The 21,560-nt window shown below is 61.2% G+C and carries 21 protein-coding genes, 1 pseudogene and 1 riboswitch; of the genes and pseudogenes, 11 read left to right on the top strand and 11 right to left on the bottom strand.

Annotation, left to right across the window (positions count from 1 at the left end; translation table 11 throughout):
• Positions 1-50 precede the first annotated feature (50 nt).
• A riboswitch (cobalamin riboswitch) is annotated at positions 51-257 on the bottom strand.
• A 51-nt stretch (positions 258-308) separates the two neighbouring features.
• The 3 genes from dxs to AAFM31_RS15480 form a co-directional block, all read right to left on the bottom strand.
• On the bottom strand, positions 309-2,189 hold the full coding sequence (gene dxs / locus AAFM31_RS15490; protein ID WP_341708813.1) for a 1-deoxy-D-xylulose-5-phosphate synthase: 1,881 nt from the start codon (positions 2,187-2,189) through the stop codon (positions 309-311).
• 94 nt (positions 2,190-2,283) lie between these two features.
• On the bottom strand, positions 2,284-3,171 hold the full coding sequence (locus AAFM31_RS15485; RefSeq protein WP_341708812.1) for a farnesyl diphosphate synthase: 888 nt from the start codon (positions 3,169-3,171) through the stop codon (positions 2,284-2,286).
• Positions 3,168-3,407, bottom strand: coding sequence for an exodeoxyribonuclease VII small subunit (locus AAFM31_RS15480; protein ID WP_341708811.1), 240 nt, complete (start codon positions 3,405-3,407; stop codon positions 3,168-3,170). Before AAFM31_RS15480 ends, AAFM31_RS15485 begins: the two co-directional genes overlap by 4 nt.
• A 199-nt stretch (positions 3,408-3,606) precedes the next feature.
• Here AAFM31_RS15480 and AAFM31_RS15475 point away from each other — a divergent pair, with 199 nt between their 5' ends.
• The 3 genes and pseudogenes from AAFM31_RS15475 to AAFM31_RS15465 all read left to right on the top strand — a co-directional run.
• Positions 3,607-3,912, top strand: coding sequence for a hypothetical protein (locus AAFM31_RS15475; RefSeq protein ID WP_341708810.1), 306 nt, complete (start codon positions 3,607-3,609; stop codon positions 3,910-3,912).
• A 184-nt stretch (positions 3,913-4,096) separates the two neighbouring features.
• Positions 4,097-6,289, top strand: coding sequence for an EAL domain-containing protein (locus AAFM31_RS15470; RefSeq protein WP_341708809.1), 2,193 nt, complete (start codon positions 4,097-4,099; stop codon positions 6,287-6,289).
• 9 nt (positions 6,290-6,298) lie between these two features.
• Positions 6,299-7,744 (top strand): annotated as a pseudogene (locus AAFM31_RS15465) (methyl-accepting chemotaxis protein); the annotation flags it as partial.
• Positions 7,745-7,882: 138 nt separating this feature from the next.
• Here the strand turns inward: AAFM31_RS15465 and AAFM31_RS15460 are convergent.
• From AAFM31_RS15460 to crp, 3 genes are all read right to left on the bottom strand, one after another.
• Positions 7,883-8,605: a 16S rRNA (uracil(1498)-N(3))-methyltransferase gene (locus AAFM31_RS15460; protein ID WP_341708808.1), complete on the bottom strand. Its 723-nt coding sequence runs from the start codon at positions 8,603-8,605 to the stop codon at positions 7,883-7,885.
• A 4-nt stretch (positions 8,606-8,609) separates the two neighbouring features.
• Entirely contained in the window at positions 8,610-9,962 is a 1,353-nt protein-coding gene (locus AAFM31_RS15455; RefSeq protein WP_341708807.1) for an adenosylmethionine--8-amino-7-oxononanoate transaminase, read from the bottom strand.
• Positions 9,963-10,062: 100 nt separating this feature from the next.
• A complete protein-coding gene (gene crp / locus AAFM31_RS15450) occupies positions 10,063-10,707 on the bottom strand; it encodes a cAMP-activated global transcriptional regulator CRP (RefSeq protein ID WP_341708806.1) in 645 nt (214 codons plus the stop codon).
• Between the two features lie 179 nt (positions 10,708-10,886).
• Between crp and AAFM31_RS15445 the strand changes: the two genes are divergently transcribed.
• Together AAFM31_RS15445 and AAFM31_RS15440 are read left to right on the top strand one after the other, a co-directional pair.
• Positions 10,887-11,309 carry an OsmC family protein gene (locus AAFM31_RS15445; protein WP_083728081.1) on the top strand — a complete coding sequence of 141 codons (423 nt, stop codon included), beginning with the start codon at positions 10,887-10,889 and terminating at the stop codon, positions 11,307-11,309.
• Positions 11,310-11,452: 143 nt separating this feature from the next.
• A complete protein-coding gene (locus AAFM31_RS15440) occupies positions 11,453-11,728 on the top strand; it encodes a DUF1145 domain-containing protein (protein WP_341708805.1) in 276 nt (91 codons plus the stop codon).
• Here AAFM31_RS15440 and coq7 read toward each other — a convergent pair.
• Both coq7 and AAFM31_RS15430 read right to left on the bottom strand, forming a co-directional pair.
• Positions 11,716-12,360 carry a 2-polyprenyl-3-methyl-6-methoxy-1,4-benzoquinone monooxygenase gene (gene coq7, locus AAFM31_RS15435; RefSeq protein WP_341708804.1) on the bottom strand — a complete coding sequence of 215 codons (645 nt, stop codon included), beginning with the start codon at positions 12,358-12,360 and terminating at the stop codon, positions 11,716-11,718. The two genes, AAFM31_RS15440 and coq7, sit on opposite strands and share 13 nt — an antisense overlap.
• A gap of 25 nt (positions 12,361-12,385) precedes the next feature.
• Positions 12,386-12,724 (bottom strand): histidine triad nucleotide-binding protein, encoded by a 339-nt coding sequence (locus AAFM31_RS15430; protein ID WP_233048460.1) that lies wholly within the window; start codon positions 12,722-12,724, stop codon positions 12,386-12,388.
• A 126-nt stretch (positions 12,725-12,850) separates the two neighbouring features.
• On the opposite strand from AAFM31_RS15430, the gene AAFM31_RS15425 reads away from it, so the two are divergent.
• On the top strand, positions 12,851-14,332 hold the full coding sequence (locus AAFM31_RS15425; protein WP_341708803.1) for an AAA family ATPase: 1,482 nt from the start codon (positions 12,851-12,853) through the stop codon (positions 14,330-14,332).
• A gap of 1 nt (position 14,333) precedes the next feature.
• Here the strand turns inward: AAFM31_RS15425 and hemJ are convergent, their stop codons facing one another.
• Complete coding sequence (gene hemJ / locus AAFM31_RS15420) at positions 14,334-14,756, bottom strand: protoporphyrinogen oxidase HemJ (RefSeq protein WP_341708802.1); 423 nt, start codon at positions 14,754-14,756, stop codon at positions 14,334-14,336.
• Positions 14,757-14,899: 143 nt separating this feature from the next.
• Here hemJ and argC point away from each other — a divergent pair, with 143 nt between their 5' ends.
• The 4 genes from argC to erpA all read left to right on the top strand — a co-directional run bounded on the left by argC (position 14,900) and on the right by erpA (position 17,544).
• Positions 14,900-15,934, top strand: coding sequence for an N-acetyl-gamma-glutamyl-phosphate reductase (gene argC / locus AAFM31_RS15415; protein ID WP_341708801.1), 1,035 nt, complete (start codon positions 14,900-14,902; stop codon positions 15,932-15,934).
• 47 nt (positions 15,935-15,981) lie between these two features.
• The gene (locus AAFM31_RS15410; protein ID WP_341708800.1) at positions 15,982-16,704 is read left to right on the top strand and encodes a DUF6776 family protein; all 723 of its coding nucleotides are present in this window, start codon (positions 15,982-15,984) and stop codon (positions 16,702-16,704) included.
• Positions 16,704-17,126, top strand: coding sequence for a polymer-forming cytoskeletal protein (locus AAFM31_RS15405; RefSeq protein WP_341708799.1), 423 nt, complete (start codon positions 16,704-16,706; stop codon positions 17,124-17,126). Before AAFM31_RS15410 ends, AAFM31_RS15405 begins: the two co-directional genes overlap by 1 nt.
• A gap of 67 nt (positions 17,127-17,193) precedes the next feature.
• Complete coding sequence (gene erpA / locus AAFM31_RS15400) at positions 17,194-17,544, top strand: iron-sulfur cluster insertion protein ErpA (RefSeq protein WP_104739508.1); 351 nt, start codon at positions 17,194-17,196, stop codon at positions 17,542-17,544.
• A 1-nt stretch (position 17,545) separates the two neighbouring features.
• Here erpA and AAFM31_RS15395 read toward each other — a convergent pair whose 3' ends face one another.
• Together AAFM31_RS15395 and AAFM31_RS15390 are read right to left on the bottom strand one after the other, a co-directional pair.
• Positions 17,546-18,646, bottom strand: a complete 1,101-nt coding sequence (locus tag AAFM31_RS15395; protein WP_341708798.1) for an anhydro-N-acetylmuramic acid kinase — start codon at positions 18,644-18,646, stop codon at positions 17,546-17,548.
• On the bottom strand, positions 18,646-20,073 hold the full coding sequence (locus AAFM31_RS15390; RefSeq protein WP_341708797.1) for a peptidoglycan DD-metalloendopeptidase family protein: 1,428 nt from the start codon (positions 20,071-20,073) through the stop codon (positions 18,646-18,648). The genes AAFM31_RS15395 and AAFM31_RS15390 overlap by 1 nt, the downstream gene beginning before the upstream one ends.
• Before the next feature lie 239 nt (positions 20,074-20,312).
• On the opposite strand from AAFM31_RS15390, the gene tyrS reads away from it, so the two are divergent.
• Positions 20,313-21,512, top strand: coding sequence for a tyrosine--tRNA ligase (tyrS, locus tag AAFM31_RS15385; RefSeq protein WP_341708796.1), 1,200 nt, complete (start codon positions 20,313-20,315; stop codon positions 21,510-21,512).
• Positions 21,513-21,560 lie beyond the last annotated feature (48 nt).

Raw genomic sequence — 21,560 nt, 5'->3', positions numbered from 1 at the left:
CCGGTGACGCCCTCCGCGACACCTCAGCAGACAGCGGGCACGGCGGTGCCGTGGCTGTACTCGCGCTGGGCCGGTCTCCGGACTCGGAATCAGAGCATCATCACCTTCCCATGCAGAGCACAGTGGCGTTGTCGATGATGCTGGCAGGGCTGGCCTGCGATTCCTTACCGTTGCGGGGGCAGTGTCGGGTTTTCACCGACTTCCCGTTTCACCCAGGCTGCAATGCAGCCTCGGGCACCCAGGCGACTGGAAGTGGGGCGGACTCTAGGGCTTTCGGACGGGTGGGTCAAGCCTGCCGGGGCAGGCTCTTACAAGCGGTCGAGGCGGGCGCGGATCGCGGCTTCGATGCCGGCGGCGTCAAGGCCGCACTCTGCGAGCATTTCTGCCGGCTTGGCGTGCTCGACGTAAATGTCGGGCAGGCCGAGGTTGAGCACTGGCAGGCTGATGCCTTCCGCCAGCAGCCACTCGTTGACCGCGCTGCCAGCACCGCCCATTACCGCGTTCTCCTCGACGGTGACCAGCAATTGATGGCTGGCGCTCAGCTCGGCGATCAGCTGGGTGTCGAGCGGTTTGACGAAGCGCATGTTGGCAACGGTCGCGTTGAGTGCCTCGGCGGCCTTGAGGGCCTGCTGGTGCAGGGTGCCGAAACAGAGAATGGCGACCTGCTCACCTTGGCGGGTAATCGCGCCCTTGCCGATCGGCAGCGGTTCCAGCGCCGGATCAATCGGCACGCCTGGGCCGGTACCACGCGGATAGCGCACGGCGGCGGGGCCTTCGTGCAGGAAGCCGGTGGTCAGCATCTGGCGGGTTTCGTTCTCGTCGGCCGGCGCCATGATCAGCATGTTCGGCAGACAGCGCAGGTACGACAGGTCAAAGCTGCCTGCGTGTGTCGGGCCGTCTTCACCGACCAGACCAGCGCGGTCGATGGCGAACAGCACGTCCAGATTCTGCACGGCAACGTCGTGGATCAGCTGATCGTAACCGCGCTGCAGGAAGGTCGAGTAGATCGCAACCACCGGTTTGGCGCCTTCGCAGGCCATGCCGGCGGCGAGGGTGACCGCGTGCTGCTCGGCGATCGCGACGTCGAAGTAGCGCTTGGGGAAGCGCTCGGCAAAGGCGATCAGGTCGGAGCCTTCCTTCATCGCCGGGGTAATGCCGATCAAGCGCTCGTCCTGCTCGGCCATGTCGCACAGCCACTGGCCGAAGATGTTGGAGAATTTCGGTTTGCTGGCTCCGTTGCTCGGGGCCTTGGGTTCCAGCTTGGTGATCGCGTGGTAGCCGATCGGGTCGGCCTCGGCTGGCGAGAAGCCCTTGCCCTTCTTGGTGATCACGTGGAGGAACTGCGGGCCCTTGAGCTCACGCATGTTCTTCAGGGTACGCACCAGCGTCGGCAGGTCGTGGCCGTCGATCGGGCCGATGTAATTCCAGCCCAGTTCCTCGAACAGGGTGCCGGGCACCAGCATGCCCTTGGCGTGCTCTTCGGTCTTGCGAGCGAGCTCCCAGGCCGGCGGAATCTTCGACAGGACCTTTTTGCTGCCTTCGCGCATGTGCGAGTAGGTGCGGCTGGAGAGAATCTTGGCCAGATAGTTTGACAGGCCACCGACATTGCGCGAGATCGACATGTCGTTGTCGTTCAGCACCACCAGCATGTTGGCTTCCACATCGGACGCGTGGTTCAGCGCCTCGAAAGCCATACCGGCAGTCAGCGCGCCGTCACCGATCACCGCCACTGTGCGGCGATCCAGACCCTGCAGCCCGGCAGCGATAGCCATGCCCAGGCCGGCGCTGATCGAGGTGCTGGAGTGGCCAACGCCAAAGGTGTCGTACGGACTTTCGCTGCGCCGCGGGAAGGCCGCCAGGCCATCCTTCTGACGCAGGCTGGCCATCTGCTCGCGGCGGCCAGTGAGAATCTTGTGCGGATAGGCCTGATGGCCAACGTCCCACAGCAGACGATCGTCCGGGGTGTGGTAGACGTAGTGCAGGGCGATGGTCAGCTCGATGACGCCCAGCCCGGCACCGAAGTGACCACCGGTCTGGCTGACGCTCCAGAGCAGGAATGAACGCAGCTCATCGGCCAGCTCGGGCAGCTGGCTTTCGTCCAGCGCACGCAGTGCTTCGGTGTCGTCAAGGCGGTCCAGCAGCGGCGTGCTAGGGCGATGGAGCGGAATTTCGTCGAAAGTGCTGGGCATCAAACAGAGCTCTGGGGGCCATCGTCTGTGGCGGGAAAACAAGCGCGCAGTTTAACCGATGCCGGGCAATAGCCCAACTGCGCGCAGGGGCATCTCAGAAGCGGCGCTGGACCGTGTAGTCAGCCAGCTGGCGCAGGCGCTTTGCGGTGGGGCCGAAGCCGGCCACCGCGGCCAGCGCCTGATCACGCAGCTCGGCGGCCAGTCGATGTGCACCGTCCAGCCCGAGCAGCGCGGGGTAGGTCGGTTTGTCGCGGGCCAGATCGGCGCCCTGCTGTTTGCCGAGCACACTGGTATCGCTCTCGATGTCGAGGATGTCGTCTTGCACCTGAAAGGCCAGCCCGACATGGTCGGCATAGCGCCCCAGCGCAGCAAGCTGCTCGGCGTCGACGCGTTCGCTGGCCAGCGCGCCGAGCTGCACGCTGGCGCGGATCAGCGCGCCAGTCTTGTGCCGATGCATGTTTTCCAGGGTGGCCTGGTCGAGTTTCTCGCCGACCGCGCCCAGATCAATCGCCTGGCCACCAACCATGCCCTGCGGCCCGGCGGCGCGGCCGAGCAACTGGACCATCTGCAGGCGGGTTTCGGCTTGCCACTGCGGTGCGGAGGCAAGCAGTTCAAAGGCCAGCGCCTGCAGGCCGTCGCCGGCGAGGATCGCCGTGGCCTCGTCAAAGGCGCGGTGACAGGTTGGCTGGCCGCGGCGCAGATCGTCGTTATCCATCGCCGGCAGGTCGTCGTGAATCAGTGAGTAGGCGTGAATCAGCTCGACCGCAGCCGCGGCGTGATCAGCCTGCGCCTGTTCGCCGCCGGCGGCCTCGCAGCTGGCATAGGCCAAGAGCGGGCGCATGCGCTTGCCGCCGATCACCACGCTGTAGCGCATGGCGCTGTAGAGGCGTTCAAGGCGGGGTTGCGGGGTATCCAGTTGACTGCGCAGAAAGGCGTTGATGCGTTGCTGGCACTGCTCAAGATAGTGGCCGAACGCGCTCATTCGTCGGTGCCGTCAAAGGGTTCGGTACGCAGTTCGCCGTTGCTTTCGATCAACTGTTGGACCTTTTGCTCTGCCTGCGCGAGCGCCTGCTGGCACTCACGGGTCAGGGCCACGCCTTGTTCAAAGGCGCTGAGAGACTCTTCCAGACTGAGGTCTGCGCTTTCCAGCCGCTCTACCAGTGCCTGCAGCGAGCCCAGTGACTGCTCGAAGTCTACGGCGGTTTTCTTCCGGGCCATGCGATACCTCATCCGGGGTGGTTCAAACGGCAGAACATTACCCAAGGGGCAGAGGCGGGTCAATTGGCGCAATCACTGCGCAGACGGGCAGCGGCATTGATTCAGATCAGCCAAAGTGGTGATAGTGGGTGTCGGTGGATTGGCTGTGGGCAGCGAAAGGTTACAATGTGCCATCAAATTTACATCGTCCTTTTTTGCCATGACCGACGCACCGAAAGTTGTTGTTGCTGCTGCGGCCGAGCAATGCGACCTCATTACCCGCGCCTTGGAGCAGGCTGGCGTTGACTGTGAGCTGATCTGCGAGCCACGCGACTGCAGTGACGCGCCGCTGTGCCGCTGGCTCGCACCCGAGCAGCTGAATGATCCGAGCCGCGTGCTACTTGCTTTGGAAGACGCGATTGCGACTTTGGAGCAGACCCGCCATGCGTTCCGTTCTCGCCAATTGGCTGCGCTGCGCTATCGCCTGAATGCGTTATTGCAAAGCTTGTCAGACCAGCCGCTCTAGGGTAGCTTGATCCCCTATTACAGAAGCGGCTTTGCCGGTCAGGACGCAAGGGCCTGAAAGACAAGGCGCCAACCTCTCGAGTTTCACCACTCGCGAGGTTGGCGCCTTTTTTGTTGCCTGGAAAAAGCTGAATTACAACAAACGACGGCCGTATCGCGAGCTGTCTTTCACGAACATGGACGTAATGCCTGTGCTTAAACCGGTATTCGACAAACTTGGCCTCGATGCAGACGGCTTGCAGCAACGTCTGCACTTTCTTGACTGGAGTGCCGCCGATGGTGAACGCCTGAGGCGCATTGCTCACTTTGGTGAGCAGGCCAGCAATGACTTCGTTGAGGCGCTTTACCAGCGTCTTGGGCAGTACCCGGAAACCCGCGCCATTCTGCGCGGCGAGGGTCTGGTAGACCGCCTGAAACACAGCCAGCGGGGCTACTACGGTCGCTTGTTCAGCGGCGAAATTGACCAGAGCTACCTCGAGGAGCGGGTGCGCATCGGCCACATTCACGAGAAGGTGGGTGTGGAGCTGAAATGGTATCTGGGCGCCTATCGCCTGTATCTGAGCCATATGCTGCGCGGCTGGTTTGATGGTCTGAGCGTTGAGCAGCAGTCGCGTCTGGCCGACTTCGACAGCCTGCTGAAAATCGTCTTCTTCGACATGAGCCTGGCCGCAGACGCCTACATCGACGCGGAACACCGGGCGCTGGAGGCCAGCGAAGCGCGTTATGCCCACGCCTTGCGTGGCGCCAATGACGGTATTTGGGACTGGGATCTGCAGCAGGATCAACTGTATGTCTCCGAGCGCTGGGCAAGCATGCTCGGGTTGACGCCGGCACAGGTCGGGCAGCGTTCGATGCACTGGTTTGAACGTGTGCATCCGGACGACCAGGCCGATCTGCAGGCGGCGATCCAGCAGCACCTGCATGGCGGCTCGCCGTGGATTCGTCACGAGTACCGGATGCGCCGTAGCGATGGTAGCTACCTCTGGGTGCTGACCCGCGGAGTGGTCGAGATGGACGTATCGGGCCGTCGCCGGCTGGCCGGCTCGCAGACCGATATCAGTGAACGGCAGCGCTTTCAGCGCGAGCTGGAACACGCGGCGCAGCACGATCCGCTGACCGGCCTGATCAACCGTCACCAGCTCGGCGTGCAGCTGCAGCGCACCGCCAGTCAATTGAGTCGCCCCGGCGCCCGCCACGCCGCCCTGCTGTTTATTGATCTGGACCGCTTCAAACTGATCAACGACAGCCTCGGCCATGCGGCCGGTGATCGCGTACTGCTGCAGGTCGCGGAGCGGTTGCGAGGATGCCTGCGCCCCGGCGATCAGTTGGCGCGCTTTGGGGGCGACGAGTTTGTCATGCTGCTGGACGACCTGGCCTGCGCCGAAGACGCCGAGGTGGTGGCGGCACGGGTGCTTGCCGCTCTGCGCGAGCCGCTGTGTTTTGGCGAACGGTGCCTGGTGGTCAGTGCCAGTATCGGTGTGGCGCCGTTGCTGCCCGGCCAGGGACTTGAGGAGGCGTTGCAGGCGGCGGATATGGCGCTATACAGCGCCAAGGACGCGGGCAAGGCGCGCTTCGAGCGCTACAACCAGTCGATGCAGGAGCGCGCCCGCCAGCGCCTCAAGCTGGAGAGCAATGTGCTGCAAGCGTTGCAGCGCGGTGAGTTCTCGCTCAATTACCAGCCGATATTCGACCTGACTGCGCCGCACAAAGCCCCGGTTGCGGTAGAGGTACTGCTGCGCTGGTCGCACGCTGGTGAGTCGGTCTCGCCAGCGGCGTTCATTCCGGTGCTCGAGGAGTCGGCCGAGATCATTCCGGTGGGTTACTGGGTGCTGGAACAGGCCTGTCGGCAGACGCTGGCCTGGCAGCGAGACGGGGCCCCGGGGCTGCATTGCTCGGTCAACTTGTCTGGCCGACAGCTGCAGGAGCCGAATTTTGTCAGCCGCCTGCGGCAGATCCTGCAGAGCGCGGGGCTGCCGGCGCAGAGTCTGGTGCTGGAAATTACCGAAAGCCTGCTGATTGATCACGATGCCGGGGTATTGGCCAGTCTGCGTGAGCTTGCCGAGCTCGGGGTGCGCATCGCACTTGATGACTTCGGCACGGGCTATTGCTCGCTGGGCTATCTCAACCGTTTTCCGCTGCACATCATCAAGCTGGATCGCAGCTTTCTGCACGAGGCTCATGAGAACCCGCGGCAGTTGACTATCTGCCGGGCGATTATCGCGCTCAGCAAAAGTCTGGGGCTGTCGGTCGTTGCCGAGGGGATTGAGCACCTGAATCAGGTCGAACTCATGCTGCAGGAGGGTTGCACTCTCGGGCAGGGCTTCAAGCTGGGTCGTCCGATGAGTGCTGCTGACCTGCAGCGCCAGCTGTTTCACTGAGAGGCTTTCATGAAGATCAACCTGCCCATTACCGACCGGGAAGTCTGTTTGCAGGACGGTGACAATCTGCTGACTACAACAGACCTCAAAGGCACCATCACCTACGCCAACCCGACCTTCGAGCGGATCAGTGGCTATGGCCAAGACGAACTGCTCGGGCGCAATCACAACCTGATCCGCCATCCGCACATGCCGCCCGAGGCGTTTCGCCAGCTTTGGGCGACGCTCAAGGCTGGTCGCAGCTGGATGGGATTGGTCAAGAATCGCAGCAAGAATGGTGACTACTACTGGGTCAGCGCCTATGCCACGCCAGTCCGTGAGAACGGCAAGGTAGTGGAGTATCAGTCGGTGCGCACGCGCCCGACGGCCGACAAGGTTGCTGCTGCCGAGGAATGTTATGCGGCCCTCCTCGCGGGTAAGGTGCCGCGGGTGCTGCGCCGGCCCGCGCTGTCGTTGTTTACCCGGCTGGCTCTGGGCTCCGTTGCCCTGATGGCCATGGTCACCGGAGTACTGTTGTGGCTGGGTGCGCCGTCAGTGCCCACGCTGCTGACCATGACGGTTGCCTGCCTGTTACTGCTGACAGGGCTCTGGCAGCAACTGGCGCCACTGCGCGCACTGGCGCAGCGGGCCCGGGAGGTTGGCAATAATCCGCTGAGCCAGGTGCTGTATACCGGGCGGCGTGACGAGTTTGGCCAGATTGCCTTCGCACTGGATATGCAGGAGGCCGAGGCCGCTGCGCTGGTCGGTCGCATGAGTGACGCAACCCGGCAGCTGGCCGACCAAAGCAGCGACATGGTCGGCGCGGTACGCCGTTGCAGTCAGGCCAGCTCGGAGCTGCAGGCGGAAACCGAACAGGTGGCCGCCGCAGTCGAGCAGATGGCGGTCAGTGTGCAGGAGGTCGCGCGTAACGCACAGCAGGCAGCGCAGGACGCGCAGGGCGTTGAGCGTACCGCCAGTGATGGACATCGGGTGGCAGCGATGACCAGCGAGCGGATGGCCAATCTGACCGCGGCAATCAGCGAGTCCGGCGAGCGATTGCAGTCACTGGCTAGCCAAAGCGATCAGATTTCGGCAGTGCTGGAGGTGATTAACGGCATTGCCGAGCAGACCAACCTGCTGGCGCTGAACGCGGCCATCGAGGCGGCGCGCGCTGGTGAGCAAGGGCGTGGGTTTGCTGTCGTGGCGGATGAGGTGCGGGCACTGGCCGCGCGGACCCAACAATCCACCGCGAGCATTCGCCAGTCGATCGAGGGGCTACAGCAAGGCAGTCAGGCGGCGGTCAGCGCGATGCGGGAGAGTCTGGAGCAGGTTGATCTTTGTGCGTCAGGTGTGGCCGAAGCCAGCGCGGCGTTGGATGGCATCGATGCGTTGGTCAGCGGGATCAGTCAGGCCAGTGTGCAGATCGCGGCGGCAGTGGAACAGCAGAGCAGCGTCAGTGACGAAATCAGCCGCAGTCTGCAGCGTATTCGCCTCGGCAGTGTGACCAACATCGAGGCCATGGCGGAGAACGACGAGCACGCCGCCGAGCTGATGGCGTTGGTGCAGCGGCTGGATGGGGTGGCAGGGGAATTCTGGCAGGCGCATCGCGCCCGCTCAGAAGTCTCCCCACAGGTGCTGCAGCATGCTCAGCGCCACCACCGGGGCAGTCTCAGTACGCAGCACCCGCGGACCGAAGCGGGCCGCGTGGAAGCCCGACCGCTCAGCCATCGCGATCTCGCTGGCGCTGAGCCCGCCCTCCGGGCCGATCAGCAGCGCTGCTGAAGTTGGTGTTGGCAGACTCGCCAGGTCCTGGTCGGTGCGATGGTGCAGCACCAGTTTGACCTCGGCCTGCAGGCTGGACATCCAGTCCTGCAGGGCCATCGGCGGGTGGATTTGCGGCACGCTGCTGCGACCACATTGCTCGCAGGCGCTGACCGCGATTTGCTGCCAGTGGCTCTGGCGCTTGTCGGCGCGTTCGCCCTGCAACTTGACCTCGCAGCGCTCGGTGAACAGCGGAGTGATCTCGCTGACGCCCAGCTCCACTGCCTTCTGAATTGCCCAATCCATCCGCTCGCCGCGTGATAACGCCTGCCCAAGGTGGGTGTGCAGCGGTGACTCGGGTGTACCCGCCACCGGTTGCTGCAGGGCTATCGTCACCTCGCGCTTGCTTACCGCGCTGACTTCCCCGGGCCATTCCTGACCGCTGCCGTTGAATATCTGCACGGGTGCACCCGGTGCCAGACGCAGCACGCGGCCGATGTAGTGGGCGACGTCGCCGTCCAGCACGACCTCGCCCGCCGCCAGTGGCTGATCCAGATAGAAGCGCGACACTCGCATGGGATCAGTCCCGGGTAGCCAGTTGGATACCTTCCCAGGCAACGCTGGCAAGGTGGTCGATCTGATCCGGCGTGATCACGTAGGGCGGCATGAAGTACACCACGCTGCCGAGCGGGCGCAGCATGGCCTGGTTTTTCAGTGCATGCTGGTAGACGCGAATGCCGCGGCGCTCTTGCCAGGGATAGGCTTCGCGGGTCGCCTTGTCCTTGACCATTTCGATAGCCAGCACCATGCCGGTCTGGCGCACTTCAGCCACGTGCGGGTGGTCGACGAAGTGCGCGGTTGCCTTGGCCATGTGCGCCGACAGCGCTTTGTTGGCCTCGATCACATTGCCCTGTTCCAGCAGATCCAGCGTCGCCAGTGCTGCGGCGCAGGCCAGCGGGTTGCCGGTGTAGCTGTGCGAGTGCAGGAAGGCGCGCATGCTTTCGTAGTCGTCGTAGAAGGCCTGATAGATGGTGTCGTTGGTCATGCACACGGCCATCGGCAGATAGCCGCCGGTCAACGCCTTGGACAAGCAGAGGAAATCCGGTGCGATATCGGCTTGCTCACAGGCGAACAGGCTGCCGGTGCGACCGAAACCGACCGCGATCTCGTCGTGGATCAGGTGCACACCGTAGCGATCGCAGGCCTCGCGCAGCAGCTTGAGGTAGACCGGGTGGTACATGCGCATGCCGCCGGCGCACTGGATCAGCGGCTCGACGATGACGGCCGCGACCTCGTCGTGGTGTTCGGCGAGGGTCTTCTCCATGTGCGTGAACATCTGCCGGCTGTGCTCTTCCCAGCTGACGCCTTCCTCGCGGTGGTAGCAGTCAGGGGAGGGGACGGTGATCACGTCCATCAGCAGCGGCTGGTAGGTTTCCTTGTACAGCGCGACATCGCCAACTGCGAGGGCGGCCAGGGTCTCGCCGTGGTAGCTGTTGGTCAGGGTGACGAAGCGCTTTTTCTGCGGTTTGCCGGTATTGAGCCAGTAATGAAAGCTCATCTTCAGCGCGACTTCGATGCAGGAAGAACCGTTGTCCGCGTAGAAGCAGCGGCTTAGCGGCGCCGGGGTCATCTTGACCAGACGCTCGGACAGCTCGATTACCGGAGTGTGACTGAAGCCGGCCAGAATCACGTGCTCAAGCGAGTCGAGCTGTTCTTTCACGCGCTGATTGATATAGGGGTTGGCGTGGCCAAAGATGTTGACCCACCACGAGCTGACGGCATCCATGTAGCGGTTGCCTTCGAAGTCGTGCAGCCAGATGCCTTCGCCCCGCTGAATCGGGATGACTGGCATGTGCTCGTGGTCTTTCATCTGGGTGCAGGGATGCCAGAGCACCGAAATGTCGCGTTGCATCCACTCGTTGTTCAAGCCCATGTTCACCTCTTGTTGGAATAGCCAGGTGAGCGATTGTACATGAGCGGATGGGGAGCTGCAGAGGCGGCCGGGAAGAGGGCTCCCGGCCGTTGTGTGGCGATCAGCGGGTGCCGAACACCACCATGGTCTTGCCTTTGACGTCGATCAGGCCTTGCTCTTCCAGGCTCTTGAGCACGCGGCCAACCATTTCACGGGAGCAGCCAACGATGCGGCCGATTTCCTGACGGGTGATCTTGATCTGCATGCCGTCCGGGTGAGTCATCGCATCCGGTTGCTTGCACAGGTCTAGCAGGGTGCCAGCCACACGGCCGGTTACGTCGAGGAATGCCAGGTCGCCGACCTTGCGCGTGGTCTTGCGCAGGCGCTCGGCCATTTGCCGGCCAACCGCGTAGAGCAGTTCGGGGTCGCGTTGAGTCAATTCGCGGAATTTGCTGTAGCTGACTTCGGCTACTTCACACTCGGTCTTGGCGCGCACCCAGGCGCTGCGGTCGTGCTGCGCCGGGGACAGGTCGAACAGCCCCATTTCACCGAAAAAGTCGCCCTGATTCAGGTAGGCGATGATCATTTCGCGGCCTTGCTCATCCTCGATCAGGATGGTGACCGAGCCCTTGACGATGTAGAACAGACTGTCTGATTGGTCGCCTGCGTGGATCAGCGTGCTACGAGCCGCAAAGCGACGTCGATGGCAGTGGGCAAGAAAAGCATCAATGTTTTTTATTTTAGGAGTTAGGTTGATTGAAACCATTAAAAGCGTGTCCTAGCCATAGTCGCGCGTACCCAAGATGCTGCGCATCCGTGTCAGCCTCAGCGTGAGACTGAACCGGATTATGTCCAGTTTTTATCCTCATGACCAGTGCGGACATCTGTCGCAGGTGGCTGTGGTATTCTCCCGGCCTCTGAGCGATTTTCCGGCGGGAGCAAGTGATGAAAGCAACGATCAAGTGGGTTGACGGGGTCATGTTTCTGGGTGAGTCCGGCAGCGGCCACACGGTAGTAATGGATGGGCCGCCGGAAGCAGGCGGGCGCAATATGGGTATCCGTCCAATGGAGACGGTGCTGGTTGGTCTGGGTGGTTGCGCCAGTTTTGATGTGGTCAGCATCCTCAAGAAGGCCCGCCAGGACATCCGCGATGTGCACACCGAGCTGGCGGCCGAGCGTGCCGATGTTGAGCCCAAGGTGTTTACCAAGATTCATCTGCACTTCGTCGTTACCGGCAAGAATCTCAAGGAAGCACACGTCAAGCGTGCGGTCGAGCTGTCTGCCGAGAAGTACTGCTCGGCGTCGATCCTGATGGGCCGCGCCGGTGTCGAAGTGACCCACGACTACGAGATCGTCGAAATCGACTGACCTCCTGCCTGCGGGCGCTGCGTTCAGCTCGCCCGCATTCGGCCTGGTACCCAGGGGTCACTCCGTTGGCGAACTGGGCCCTTTCATGCCACCCGCAGTGCGTTACCATCGAGCTCCCCAATAACAACAATCAGGAAGTAGTCATGCGTGCATTTATGTTGGTAGGCAAGTTGCTGATGTTGGCCTTCTGGCTGACCGTTATCCTCAGTCTGTTCAATCTCGTGCCCGTGCCCAATCCGCAGCGTCTGCAGATGATTGCGCTGATCGTGCTCGGGGTTCACGTGCTGGAGTGCCTGCTGATGTTCGGCAAGCTGAAGAAAATCGGCTCGCTGGGCCTGCACTTGCTGCAGGTCATGCTGTTCGGGGTGCTGCATCTGCGTCACCCCGATACCGTTCGGGCGATGAATCAGGCCTTGTAAGTGGCCTTGGTCATGACCTTGGAGAGCAACACCATGGCCTGTTTGATTGGCTCCGGGAAGACCGCACCGCCGGCTTCCAGCGCCTGGTGACCATGCTCGATCTCGTCTTCGCGCATCTGCTCAAGGATGGCGCGTGACTTGATGTCCTCCTCCGGCAGCTGGGTCAGATGGTCGTCCAGATGACGCTCCACCAGCTGCTCGGTCGCTGCCACGAAGCCGAGGCTGATGCGGTCGCTGATTAGCCCGGCTGTCGCGCCAATGCCGAATGACATGCCGTAGAACAGCGGGTTGAACACGCTGGTACGGCTGCCCAATTCTTTCAGGCGCTGTTCGCACCAAGCCAGATGGTCGACTTCCTCGGCCGCGGCGTGTTCCATCTTTTCGCGCACTTCCGGCAGCTTGGCTGTCAGCGCCTGGCCTTGATACAGGGCCTGGGCGCAGACCTCGCCGGTATGGTTGATGCGCATCAGCCCGGCGATGTGCTGGCGCTCTTCATCGTCCAGCGGCACGTTGGCCAGATGCTGGGCAGGCGAGGGGCGGTGCGCCTGGGCTGCGCCCGGTACCAGCGTGCGTAGCGACTGGTCGGCCTGATTCAGCAGGCGATCGATGAAACTGTAATGTCGAGTGCTCATGGTGGCTCCTCCTGCCCTGTGCGACTTAGCCCGGAGGCCAGGTCATCTGGCGCTTGCCAAGGACATGCAGGTGAATGTGGTAAACGGTCTGGCCGCCCTGTTCATTGCAGTTGAACACGGTACGGTAGCCGGCTTCGCATCCGAGTTCCTTCGCCAGCTTCTGCGCGGTGTAGACCATGTGGCCGACGACTGCGCGATCCTCTTCAGTGACATCGTCCAACGTGGCGATATGCTTCTTCGGGATCACCAGAAAGTGCACTGGTGCTTGCGGATTGATATCGTGAAAGGCGAAGACCTGATCATCTTCGTATATCTTCTTGGACGGAATCTTGCCGTCGATGATCTTGCAGAACAGACAATCCACGCTGCGCTCCTTGATTTGCTGAGGGCGCGGTCGGTGACCGCATCATCGGCAGTGTAACGCAGGCAAACGGATTGGCACTATCGGGAAGTGCGTGGCAGGGCTGCCGCGCAGCAAAGGAGGCGTTGGTTGAAAAACGATATTCATGATCTGGGCTTGGTGCTGGACTCGCGTGTTCGGTTGATTGTCATCGAGTCCTGGCAGGAGCCGCGGGTACTCGAGACCATCGGCTCGCTGGCGGTGCAGCGCGCGCAGACCTGGTACACCTGGAATCATCTCGATGGTTTGAGTCGCCTTGGTTTTGGCGCGGATCTGGACCCGGAGCGCGATACCCGCGATGCCGGTGTCGCGCTTGACGTGGTGCGCGAGTCGTCCGAGAACGCGCTCTATGTGTTTTGCGATCTGCATCCGTTCCTTGATTCGCCGCGTATCGTTCGTCAGTTGAAGACCCTCGCTATGAACCCCGGTGCGATTGGCCCGACGCTGATTCTGATCAGCCATGCGCTCACCCTGCCGCCGGAACTTGGTCGGCTGGCTGCCCGGCTGCAGTTGAGCATGCCGTCCGAAGAGGAGCTCACCGCGATTGTGCGTGAAGAGGCGATCCGTTGGAGCGAGGCTAACCGCGGCCAGCGGGTGCGCACCGACAACCGCACGTTGCAGCAGGTGGTGCGCAACCTGCGCGGTACGACGCATGAAGAGGCACGTCGGCTGGCGCGCAACCTGATTATTGACGACGGCGCGATCGATCAGAGTGACTTGCCGAACCTCAACAAGGCCAAGTTCGAGCTGCTCGGTATGGATGGGGTGCTCAGCTATGAGCAGGAGACTGCGCGCTTCGGTGAGGTCGGCGGCTTGCAGAAACTCAAGGCTTGGCTGGCTGACCGGCAGGCGGCGTTTGCCAATGCCGGCAGCGTTCAGGATATGCCGCGTGGTGTGTTACTGGTCGGCGTGCAGGGCGCGGGCAAGAGCCTTGCCGCAAAGGCCGTCGCGGGGCTTTGGGGCATGCCGCTGCTGCGTCTGGATATGGCTGGGCTGTATAACAAATACATTGGCGAAACCGAGAAGAATCTGCGTGATGCTTTGCAGCTCGCCGATGCGCTAGAGCCCTGCGTGCTTTGGATCGATGAGATAGAAAAGGGGGTTGCGGCAGACCAGAGTGACAGCGGCGTATCGCGCCGGATGTTGGGTAGTCTGCTGACCTGGATGGCCGAGCGGCAGTCGCGGGTGTTTCTGGTGGCCACCGCCAATGACGTGTCGCAGCTGCCGCCGGAGCTGATCCGCAAAGGGCGTATTGATGAGTTGTTCTTTGTCGATTTACCGGATGAGGCGGTGCGTGCCGAGATCTTTGCTATCCACCTGGCCAAGCGAGATCTCAAGCCGAGTCAGTTTGATCTGCAGCAGCTGGCGCAGGCCAGCGATGGATTTTCCGGAGCTGAAATCGAACAGGCGGTTGTGGCGGCGGTCTACGCTACTGCTGCCAGCGGCGAGCCGCTCGGTGGGCGTGACATCCTTGCCGCGATCGGCCGCACATCGCCGTTGTCGGTGGTGATGGCGGAGAAGTTGCAGGCCCTGCGCGCCTGGGCGCAGGACCGTGCGGTGACCGCGGATTGACTTAGAAAGGTTTCACTACCACCAGAATCACGATGCCAACCAGAGCCAGCACGGGTGCCTCGTTAAACCAGCGATAGAAGACGTGGGAGCGGGTGTTGGCATCGTCAGCAAAGCGTTTGCGAATGCGTCCGCACATGTGGTGGTAGATCACCAGCAGCGTAACCAGGGTCAACTTGGCGTGCATCCAGCCCTGGCTCAGCCAGCCCGGGTTGAGGTAGAGCATCCAGCCGCCGAGTAACAGCGTGAGGATCATCGATGGATTCATGATGCCGCGCAGCAGTTTGCGCTCCATGATTTTGAAGCGCTCGCGGCTGACCTCGTCTTCGGCTTGGGCGTGGTAGACAAACAGGCGGGGCAGATAGAACAGGCCGGCGAACCAGGTAATCACGGCCATGATGTGAAAGGCTTTAATCCAGAGGTACACGCATCTCTCCTGTGAGCTGACTGGCGCCGGGCCAGCGCTGGTAATTTCTGCCAGCGCTTTTATCATAGGGGACCGCTTTGCGGCACCTCCGCGCAGGCTGGCCGCAGGTTACCAATAATTCAAACGCAATTCAGGATGTGATGATGATCAAAGTAGGCATTGTAGGCGGAACCGGCTACACCGGTGTTGAGTTGCTGCGGCTGCTGGCCCAGCACCCCGAAGCGCATGTCGAGGTCATCACGTCGCGATCCGAGGAAGGTCTCTGCGTCGCTGATATGTATCCCAATCTGCGCGGCCACTACGACTACCTGCGTTTTTCCGTGCCGGATGTTGCTGCCCTGGGCGCCTGTGATGTCGTGTTTTTCGCCACCCCGCATGGCGTCGCTCACTCGCTCGCGGGCGAGCTGCTGGCGACTGGCGTCAAGGTGATCGATCTGTCCGCCGACTTCCGCCTGCGTGACGCCGACGAGTGGGCACAGTGGTATCACCAGCCGCATGGCGCACAGGACCTGTTGCCGGAGGCGGTGTACGGTCTTCCTGAAGTGAACCGCGACGCTATTCGCGGTGCGCGCCTGATCGCGGTTCCCGGCTGTTACCCAACTGCGACGCAGCTCGGCTTGATTCCGTTGCTGGAAGCCGGCCTGGCCGATCCGGCGACGCTTATCGCCGACTGCAAGTCCGGCGTCAGTGGTGCGGGTCGTGGCGCAAGCGTCGGCTCGCTGCTGTGTGAAGCAGGTGAGAGCATGAAGGCCTACGGCGTTGCCGGCCACCGTCATCTGCCGGAGATTCGTCAGGGGCTGCAGCAGGCTGCCGGTGGCCCGGTCGGTCTAACCTTTGTGCCCCATCTGACGCCGATGATTCGCGGCATCCACGCGACACTGTATGCGCGTGTGGCGGATACCAGTGTGGATCTGCAGGCGCTGTTCGAACAGCGTTACGCTAATGAGCCTTTCGTTGATGTGATGCCGGCAGGCAGCCATCCGGAGACGCGCAGCGTGCGTGGCGCCAACGTCTGCCGTATCGCCGTGCATCGGCCGCAGGGCGGTGACCTGGTGGTGGTACTGTCGGTAATCGACAACCTGACCAAGGGCGCCTCCGGTCAGGCCGTACAGAACATGAATATCCTGTTTGGCCTGGATGAGCGCGCAGGCCTGCAGCAGCCAGCGCTGCTGCCCTGATGCTCGGCTCAAAGCGCCCCGGCTCGCACTCCTTCAGGGATCATCATGTGACGCTGCAGCCGCGCGAAAGCCGGATGCAGCGGCGCTGGCGGCGAGGCATGGTGATTTTGCTGCTGATCTCGATCCCGGTCAGTGCGTGGCAGGGCTGGGAGGCGGCCATGCGGCAGCAGCAACCGCTTCGCCAGGAGCGTGAGGCGCTGATCGACCGCCAAGAGCAATTGATCAAGGAGCTGGAAGAGGCGCGCCAGCGCTACCATCAGCTGGAAGTCGATGTGCTTGTGGCGCGCGATGCGGTCGCAGAAGGGCAGCAAATTATTCATGAGCTGGAGGCGCAGCTGTTCAAGCAGCAGCAGAGTCTGGCCCAGTACCAAGGTGTGCTGGCGCCGAGTGCAGCGGCACCGGGGCTGCGAATCCAGGCTTTTGAGCTGCAGGCCACAGACTCTCCCGACGCTTTCCGCTATAAAGTGATGGTCAGTCGGGTAGGCGACGAAAGCGAAACGCTGCAGGCCAAACTGGCGGTCAGCGTCAGTGGCAAGCGTGGCGGCAAGGCAGAAACGTTGTCGCTCGCTCAGCTCTCCCCTGCGTTGGGAAGCGACAGCCTGGATCTAAACTTTCGCTATTTTCAGGTTGTGCCGGCGCGCAGTGAGCAGGCCCTGCTCACGCTGCCTGAGGGTTTTGTGCCGCAGCAGATCAAACTGGTCGCTACCCGTGACGACGACACCCTGGTTGAACAGGTTTTCGATTGGACGGTTACAGGAGCAGTACCCTGATGTGGGGATCCGACAAACACAAGAAGGCTGATATCGGCCAGTTCAGCGGCAAGACCACAATTATTGCTCAGCAGGCACAGATTCGCGGTGATATGCGCTTCGACGGTGCTCTGCAGGTAGACGGTCGCATCATTGGCAATATCGAGGCAGAACAGGGACTGGTTCGGGTCAGTGAGCATGGCTACGTCGAGGGCGTGATCAAGGCGCAGCACGTGGTCATTAACGGCCAGGTCGTAGGCGACGTGCACGCTTTGGAGCACTTGGAGCTGGATACCAAGGCGCGCATCAGTGGTGATCTTTACTACCGCTATATGGAAATGGTCATGGGCGCGCAGATCAGCGGCCAGCTTAACTATCTCGGCGACGAGGCTCAGGCGTTGCAGCTGGAATCAGTTCTCCAGCTGGAAACGGAGAATAGTTGACCAAAAACCTCGGGAAAACGGATAATGGCCGCCCTGTTGTGCTGCGGCCAAGGCCGCTGGAGGTTGTATGTCTGCTGAAGTCTTTATTCCTTCCCCGCTTATTTTCAGTGATAACGCGGTCAGTAAGGTGCGCTCGCTGATTGAAGAGGAAGGGAATGACAGCCTGAGTTTGCGCGTGTTTGTGACCGGTGGCGGCTGCTCGGGTTTTCAGTATGGATTCACCTTCGATGATGAACTGGCTGAAGATGACACCATCGTCGAGCGCGACGGTGTGCGGCTGGTGGTTGACCCGATGAGCTTCCAGTACCTGGCGGGTTCCGAGGTGGACTATCAGGAAGGGCTTGAGGGTTCGCGCTTCGTTATCAACAACCCCAATGCCAGCACCACCTGCGGCTGCGGGTCTTCCTTCTCTATTTGACTCAGGCGGGGTAGAGCGCGCCTAGAACGCGCTCGCCGCGGGCGCCGGTGACGCTCGGCAGGTTGCCCGCCAGGCGTTGACCAAAGCGCCATGCCAGCCACGCAAACGCCATTGCTTCCATCCAGTCCGGGCTGACGCCCAGCACTTCGGTTGATTGCACCTTCTGCTCTGGCAGCAAGCGTTGCAGTAATCCCATCAGGTGCGCATTGCGTGCGCCGCCCCCACAAATGAATAGCTCGCTCGTGTCCTTGGCTGCCCGTCGCAGACTGTCGGCGATGGTCGTCGCGGTCAGGGTGGCGAGGGTGGCTTGTACGTCTGCTGCAGGTACCTTTGGGGTGTGTTGAAGGTGCTCGGCTAGCCAGGCCTCGTGGAAATATTCGCGCCCGGTGCTCTTGGGGCCGCTACGTGCAAAGTAGGGGTCGCAGAGCATGCGTTCCAGTAGTTCCTGATGCGCTTCGCCTTGGGCTGCCCAACGTCCATCTGCGTCGTAGGGTGTGCCGATATGGCGTTGCGCCCAATTGTCCATCAGCGCATTGCCGGGGCCAGAATCAAAGCCGAATACGGGATGCTCGGGTCGCAGGATCGTCAGGTTGGCGAAGCCGCCAATGTTGACCAGGGTTCGAGTCGTCTCAGGGCTGCTCAGCAACCAATGGTGAAAAGCAGGCACCAGCGGCGCGCCTTCACCTCCCGCGGCTAGGTCGCGACTGCGAAAGTCTGCGATAACGTCGATGCCAGTAAGCTCCGCCAGCAGGGACGGAGCCCCAATCTGCAGGCTGAACCCGTGCTCTGGATGGTGCCGTACGGTTTGGCCATGGCTGCCAATGGCGCGGATCTCAGTCGGGCTTATATGGGAGCGCGCCAGAAGTTGAGCGACTCCATCGGCTGCCAGGCGAGCCCAGGCATTCCCTGCCACTCCTGCCTGAAAAAGTTCGTCGCTGCTGGGGCTGCAGAGATCCAGCAGTTGCTGGCGTAGTTCTGGGGGCATGGGGACGCAGAGTGCATCAAGGCACGCTGCCTGATGCGTCTCGTTAAAGCGGGAGAGGGCGATGTCGATACCATCCAGGCTGGTGCCCGACATGATACCGACATACAGGTCGGACATTACTGATCCAGTGCGGCGAGCTGAGTTGGGCGCGACTGATCCATCGCTGCCATCAACTGTTGGCTGGTGGCCAGGAACGCGGTGCGCTCGCTGCTTGGGATCGGGTCAGACGCCGGCAGCTGCACGCTTAGCGGGTCAACATGTCGGCCATCCACGCGGAACTCATAGTGCAGGTGCGGGCCGGTCGCCAGGCCGGTCATGCCGACATAGCCGATAATCTGGCCTTGAGTCACGTGGGTGCCAGCACTGATGCCTCTCGCGAAGCGGCTCATGTGGCCATACAGGGTCTGGTACTTGCGGCCGTGCTGAATGACAACTGCATTGCCATAACCGCCTTTGCGGCCCGCAGAGACCACACGACCGTCACCGGTTGCCTTGATCGGGGTGCCTGTGGCTGCCGCGTAGTCGACACCTTTGTGAGCACGAATGCGGTTCAGTACCGGGTGCAGGCGGCCGGGGTTGAATCGGGAGCTGATACGGGCGAAGTCGACCGGTGTGCGGATGAACGCCTTGCGCATGCTGGTGCCGTCCGCGCGGTAGTAGCTGGCGTAGCCATTGCGGTCGGTGTAGCGAACCGCAGTGTAGCTCTTCCCGCGATTGGTGAAGCGGGCTGCAAGAATGTTGTTGGTGCCGACAGTCTTGTCGCCGACGTGCAGTTCCTCAAACAAAACCTCGAAGCTGTCGCCTTGGCGGATGTCGCGAGCGAAGTCGACGTCATAGCCAAAGATGTTGGCCATTTGCATAGTGAGGTTGTGATTTAAACCGGCGTTCTGAGCGGCGAGGAACAGAGAGCTGGAGATGGTGGCTTGAACGTAGCGTTCACGGGTTTCGGGTTCGATAACTTGCTTGCTGAATTCGTAGCCGTCGGTCGTTCGGTCGATGCGGATGGTTTCCAAGTCATTCAGCTTGGAGCGCATGGCAATCAGTTGGCCTTCGGCGTCGGTTTGGTATTCCAGTACCTGGCCAACATTCAGGCGGGTAAAGCGTCGCGCATCCTGACTGCTGCTAATGACTGAGTGCAGTGTGCTGGCACCGAGGTTTGCCTGATCGAACAAGGTGGAAAGGGTATCGCCGCTGGCGACCGTGATTTGGTGCCAGGAGGGCTCTGCTTCTGTGGTCGTTTCCTGCTCTACCGTGACCATGGGCTCGCCATTCGCTGCGGCGGTAACTTGCCGGGCGATTTCCATTGGCTTGGGGATTGTGACCGCTTCGCTGACCAGTGCGTCCAGTTGTTCAGGAGACTGGGAGAGTGATTGGTCGGCGTTGGAATCCGGGTCCGGTAACTCAAGTTGAACCAAGGTTTTCTTCGCTTCGACGTCGGCGGTAGGAACAACGAGCAGGATGATGCTCAGCGCTGCGGCGATTCCACTGGCTGCCACGAGGTGGCTTTTGGGGTATCGCGGTGACTTTTTATCTGGAGATCCCATAAGCGCTCTTGTAGAAGTATTCTAATAAAAGTGGACTAACTTGCTAAATTATAATTGAAAAGCTGTTGTGGCAAGCTTTTGCCGTCCCCGCCTGTCAGATTTATACCGTCAAATTATGTCTTTCCCCGTGCCTGTGCTACCGACTGCCAGTGCCTATGCTGTTTGTAATTGGTAGGCAATGTTGTATGGTTTGTCCCCCTGAAATACCACCCATTGAAATACACAGGATACCTGTAGCTATGAAGCCGGTTGACGAGCAGTTGGCGCTGATCAAGCGCGGCGCCGATGAAATTCTGGTTGAGGGCGAACTGCGCGCCAAGTTGGAGCGGGGCAAGCCGCTGCGAATCAAGGCTGGCTTTGATCCGACTGCGCCCGATCTGCACTTGGGGCATACCGTTCTGATCAACAAGCTGCGTCAGTTTCAGGACCTCGGACACCAGGTGCTGTTTTTGATTGGCGATTTCACTGGAATGATCGGTGATCCGACCGGCAAGAACGTTACTCGTCAGCCGCTAACGCGCGAGCAGGTTGCGGCCAATGCCGAAACCTATAAAGAGCAGGTGTTCAAGATTCTCGATCCTGCAAAGACCGTCGTCATGTTCAATTCGACCTGGATGGACAAGATGACCTCGGCCGACATGATTCAGCTGGCAGGTAAATACACTGTGGCCCGGATGTTGGAGCGCGATGACTTCGACAAGCGCTATAAGGGTGGTCAGTCGATCGCGATCCATGAGTTCCTGTATCCGCTGGTTCAGGGCTACGACTCTGTTGCAATGGAGGCTGACGTCGAGCTCGGTGGCACGGATCAGAAGTTCAATCTGCTGATGGGGCGTGAGCTCCAGCGCCAGTATGGTCAGGAGCCTCAGGTTATTCTCACCATGCCGATCTTGGAAGGTCTGGATGGTGTGAAGAAGATGTCCAAGTCGCTGAATAACTATATAGGTATCAGTGACGCGCCTGGTGAGATGTATAACAAGCTGGTTTCGATGCCTGACAGCCTCATGTGGCGTTACTTCGAGCTGCTCAGCTTTCGCACCATGGACGAGATTGAGCAGTTCAAGGCGGATGTCGCTGCTGGTGCTAATCCGCGCGATATCAAGATCAAGCTCGCCGAAGAGCTGGTAGCCCGTTTCCATGGTGAAGAGGCGGCGGCTAACGCGCATCGATCAGCAGGTAATCGGCTTAAGGATGGCGAGCTGCCGGATGACATTCCGGAAGTGGTAATTGAGGCAGATGCTGATTTGCCAATTTCGGCGGTCATTAATCGTGCTGGAATGGTGAAGAACGCTGCTGCGGCGCGCGACTTGCTGGCTGCTGGCTCGGTAAAGGTCGACGGTGAGGTTGTTGACCATTCTTGCGTGCTGGCTCTGGGTGCAGAGTACGTCTGTCAGGCAGGCAAAAAGCGCTTTGCCAAAATTCTTCTGAAAAAGGCTTGACGCCAAATCTGATGGGCCTATAATTCGCGTCCTCGTCGGGCAGGATGC

The sequence above is a fragment of the Halopseudomonas sp. genome (assembly GCF_038130085.1).
Lineage (GTDB): Bacteria > Pseudomonadota > Gammaproteobacteria > Pseudomonadales > Pseudomonadaceae > Halopseudomonas.
This window is presented reverse-complemented; position numbering and strand designations above follow the sequence as displayed.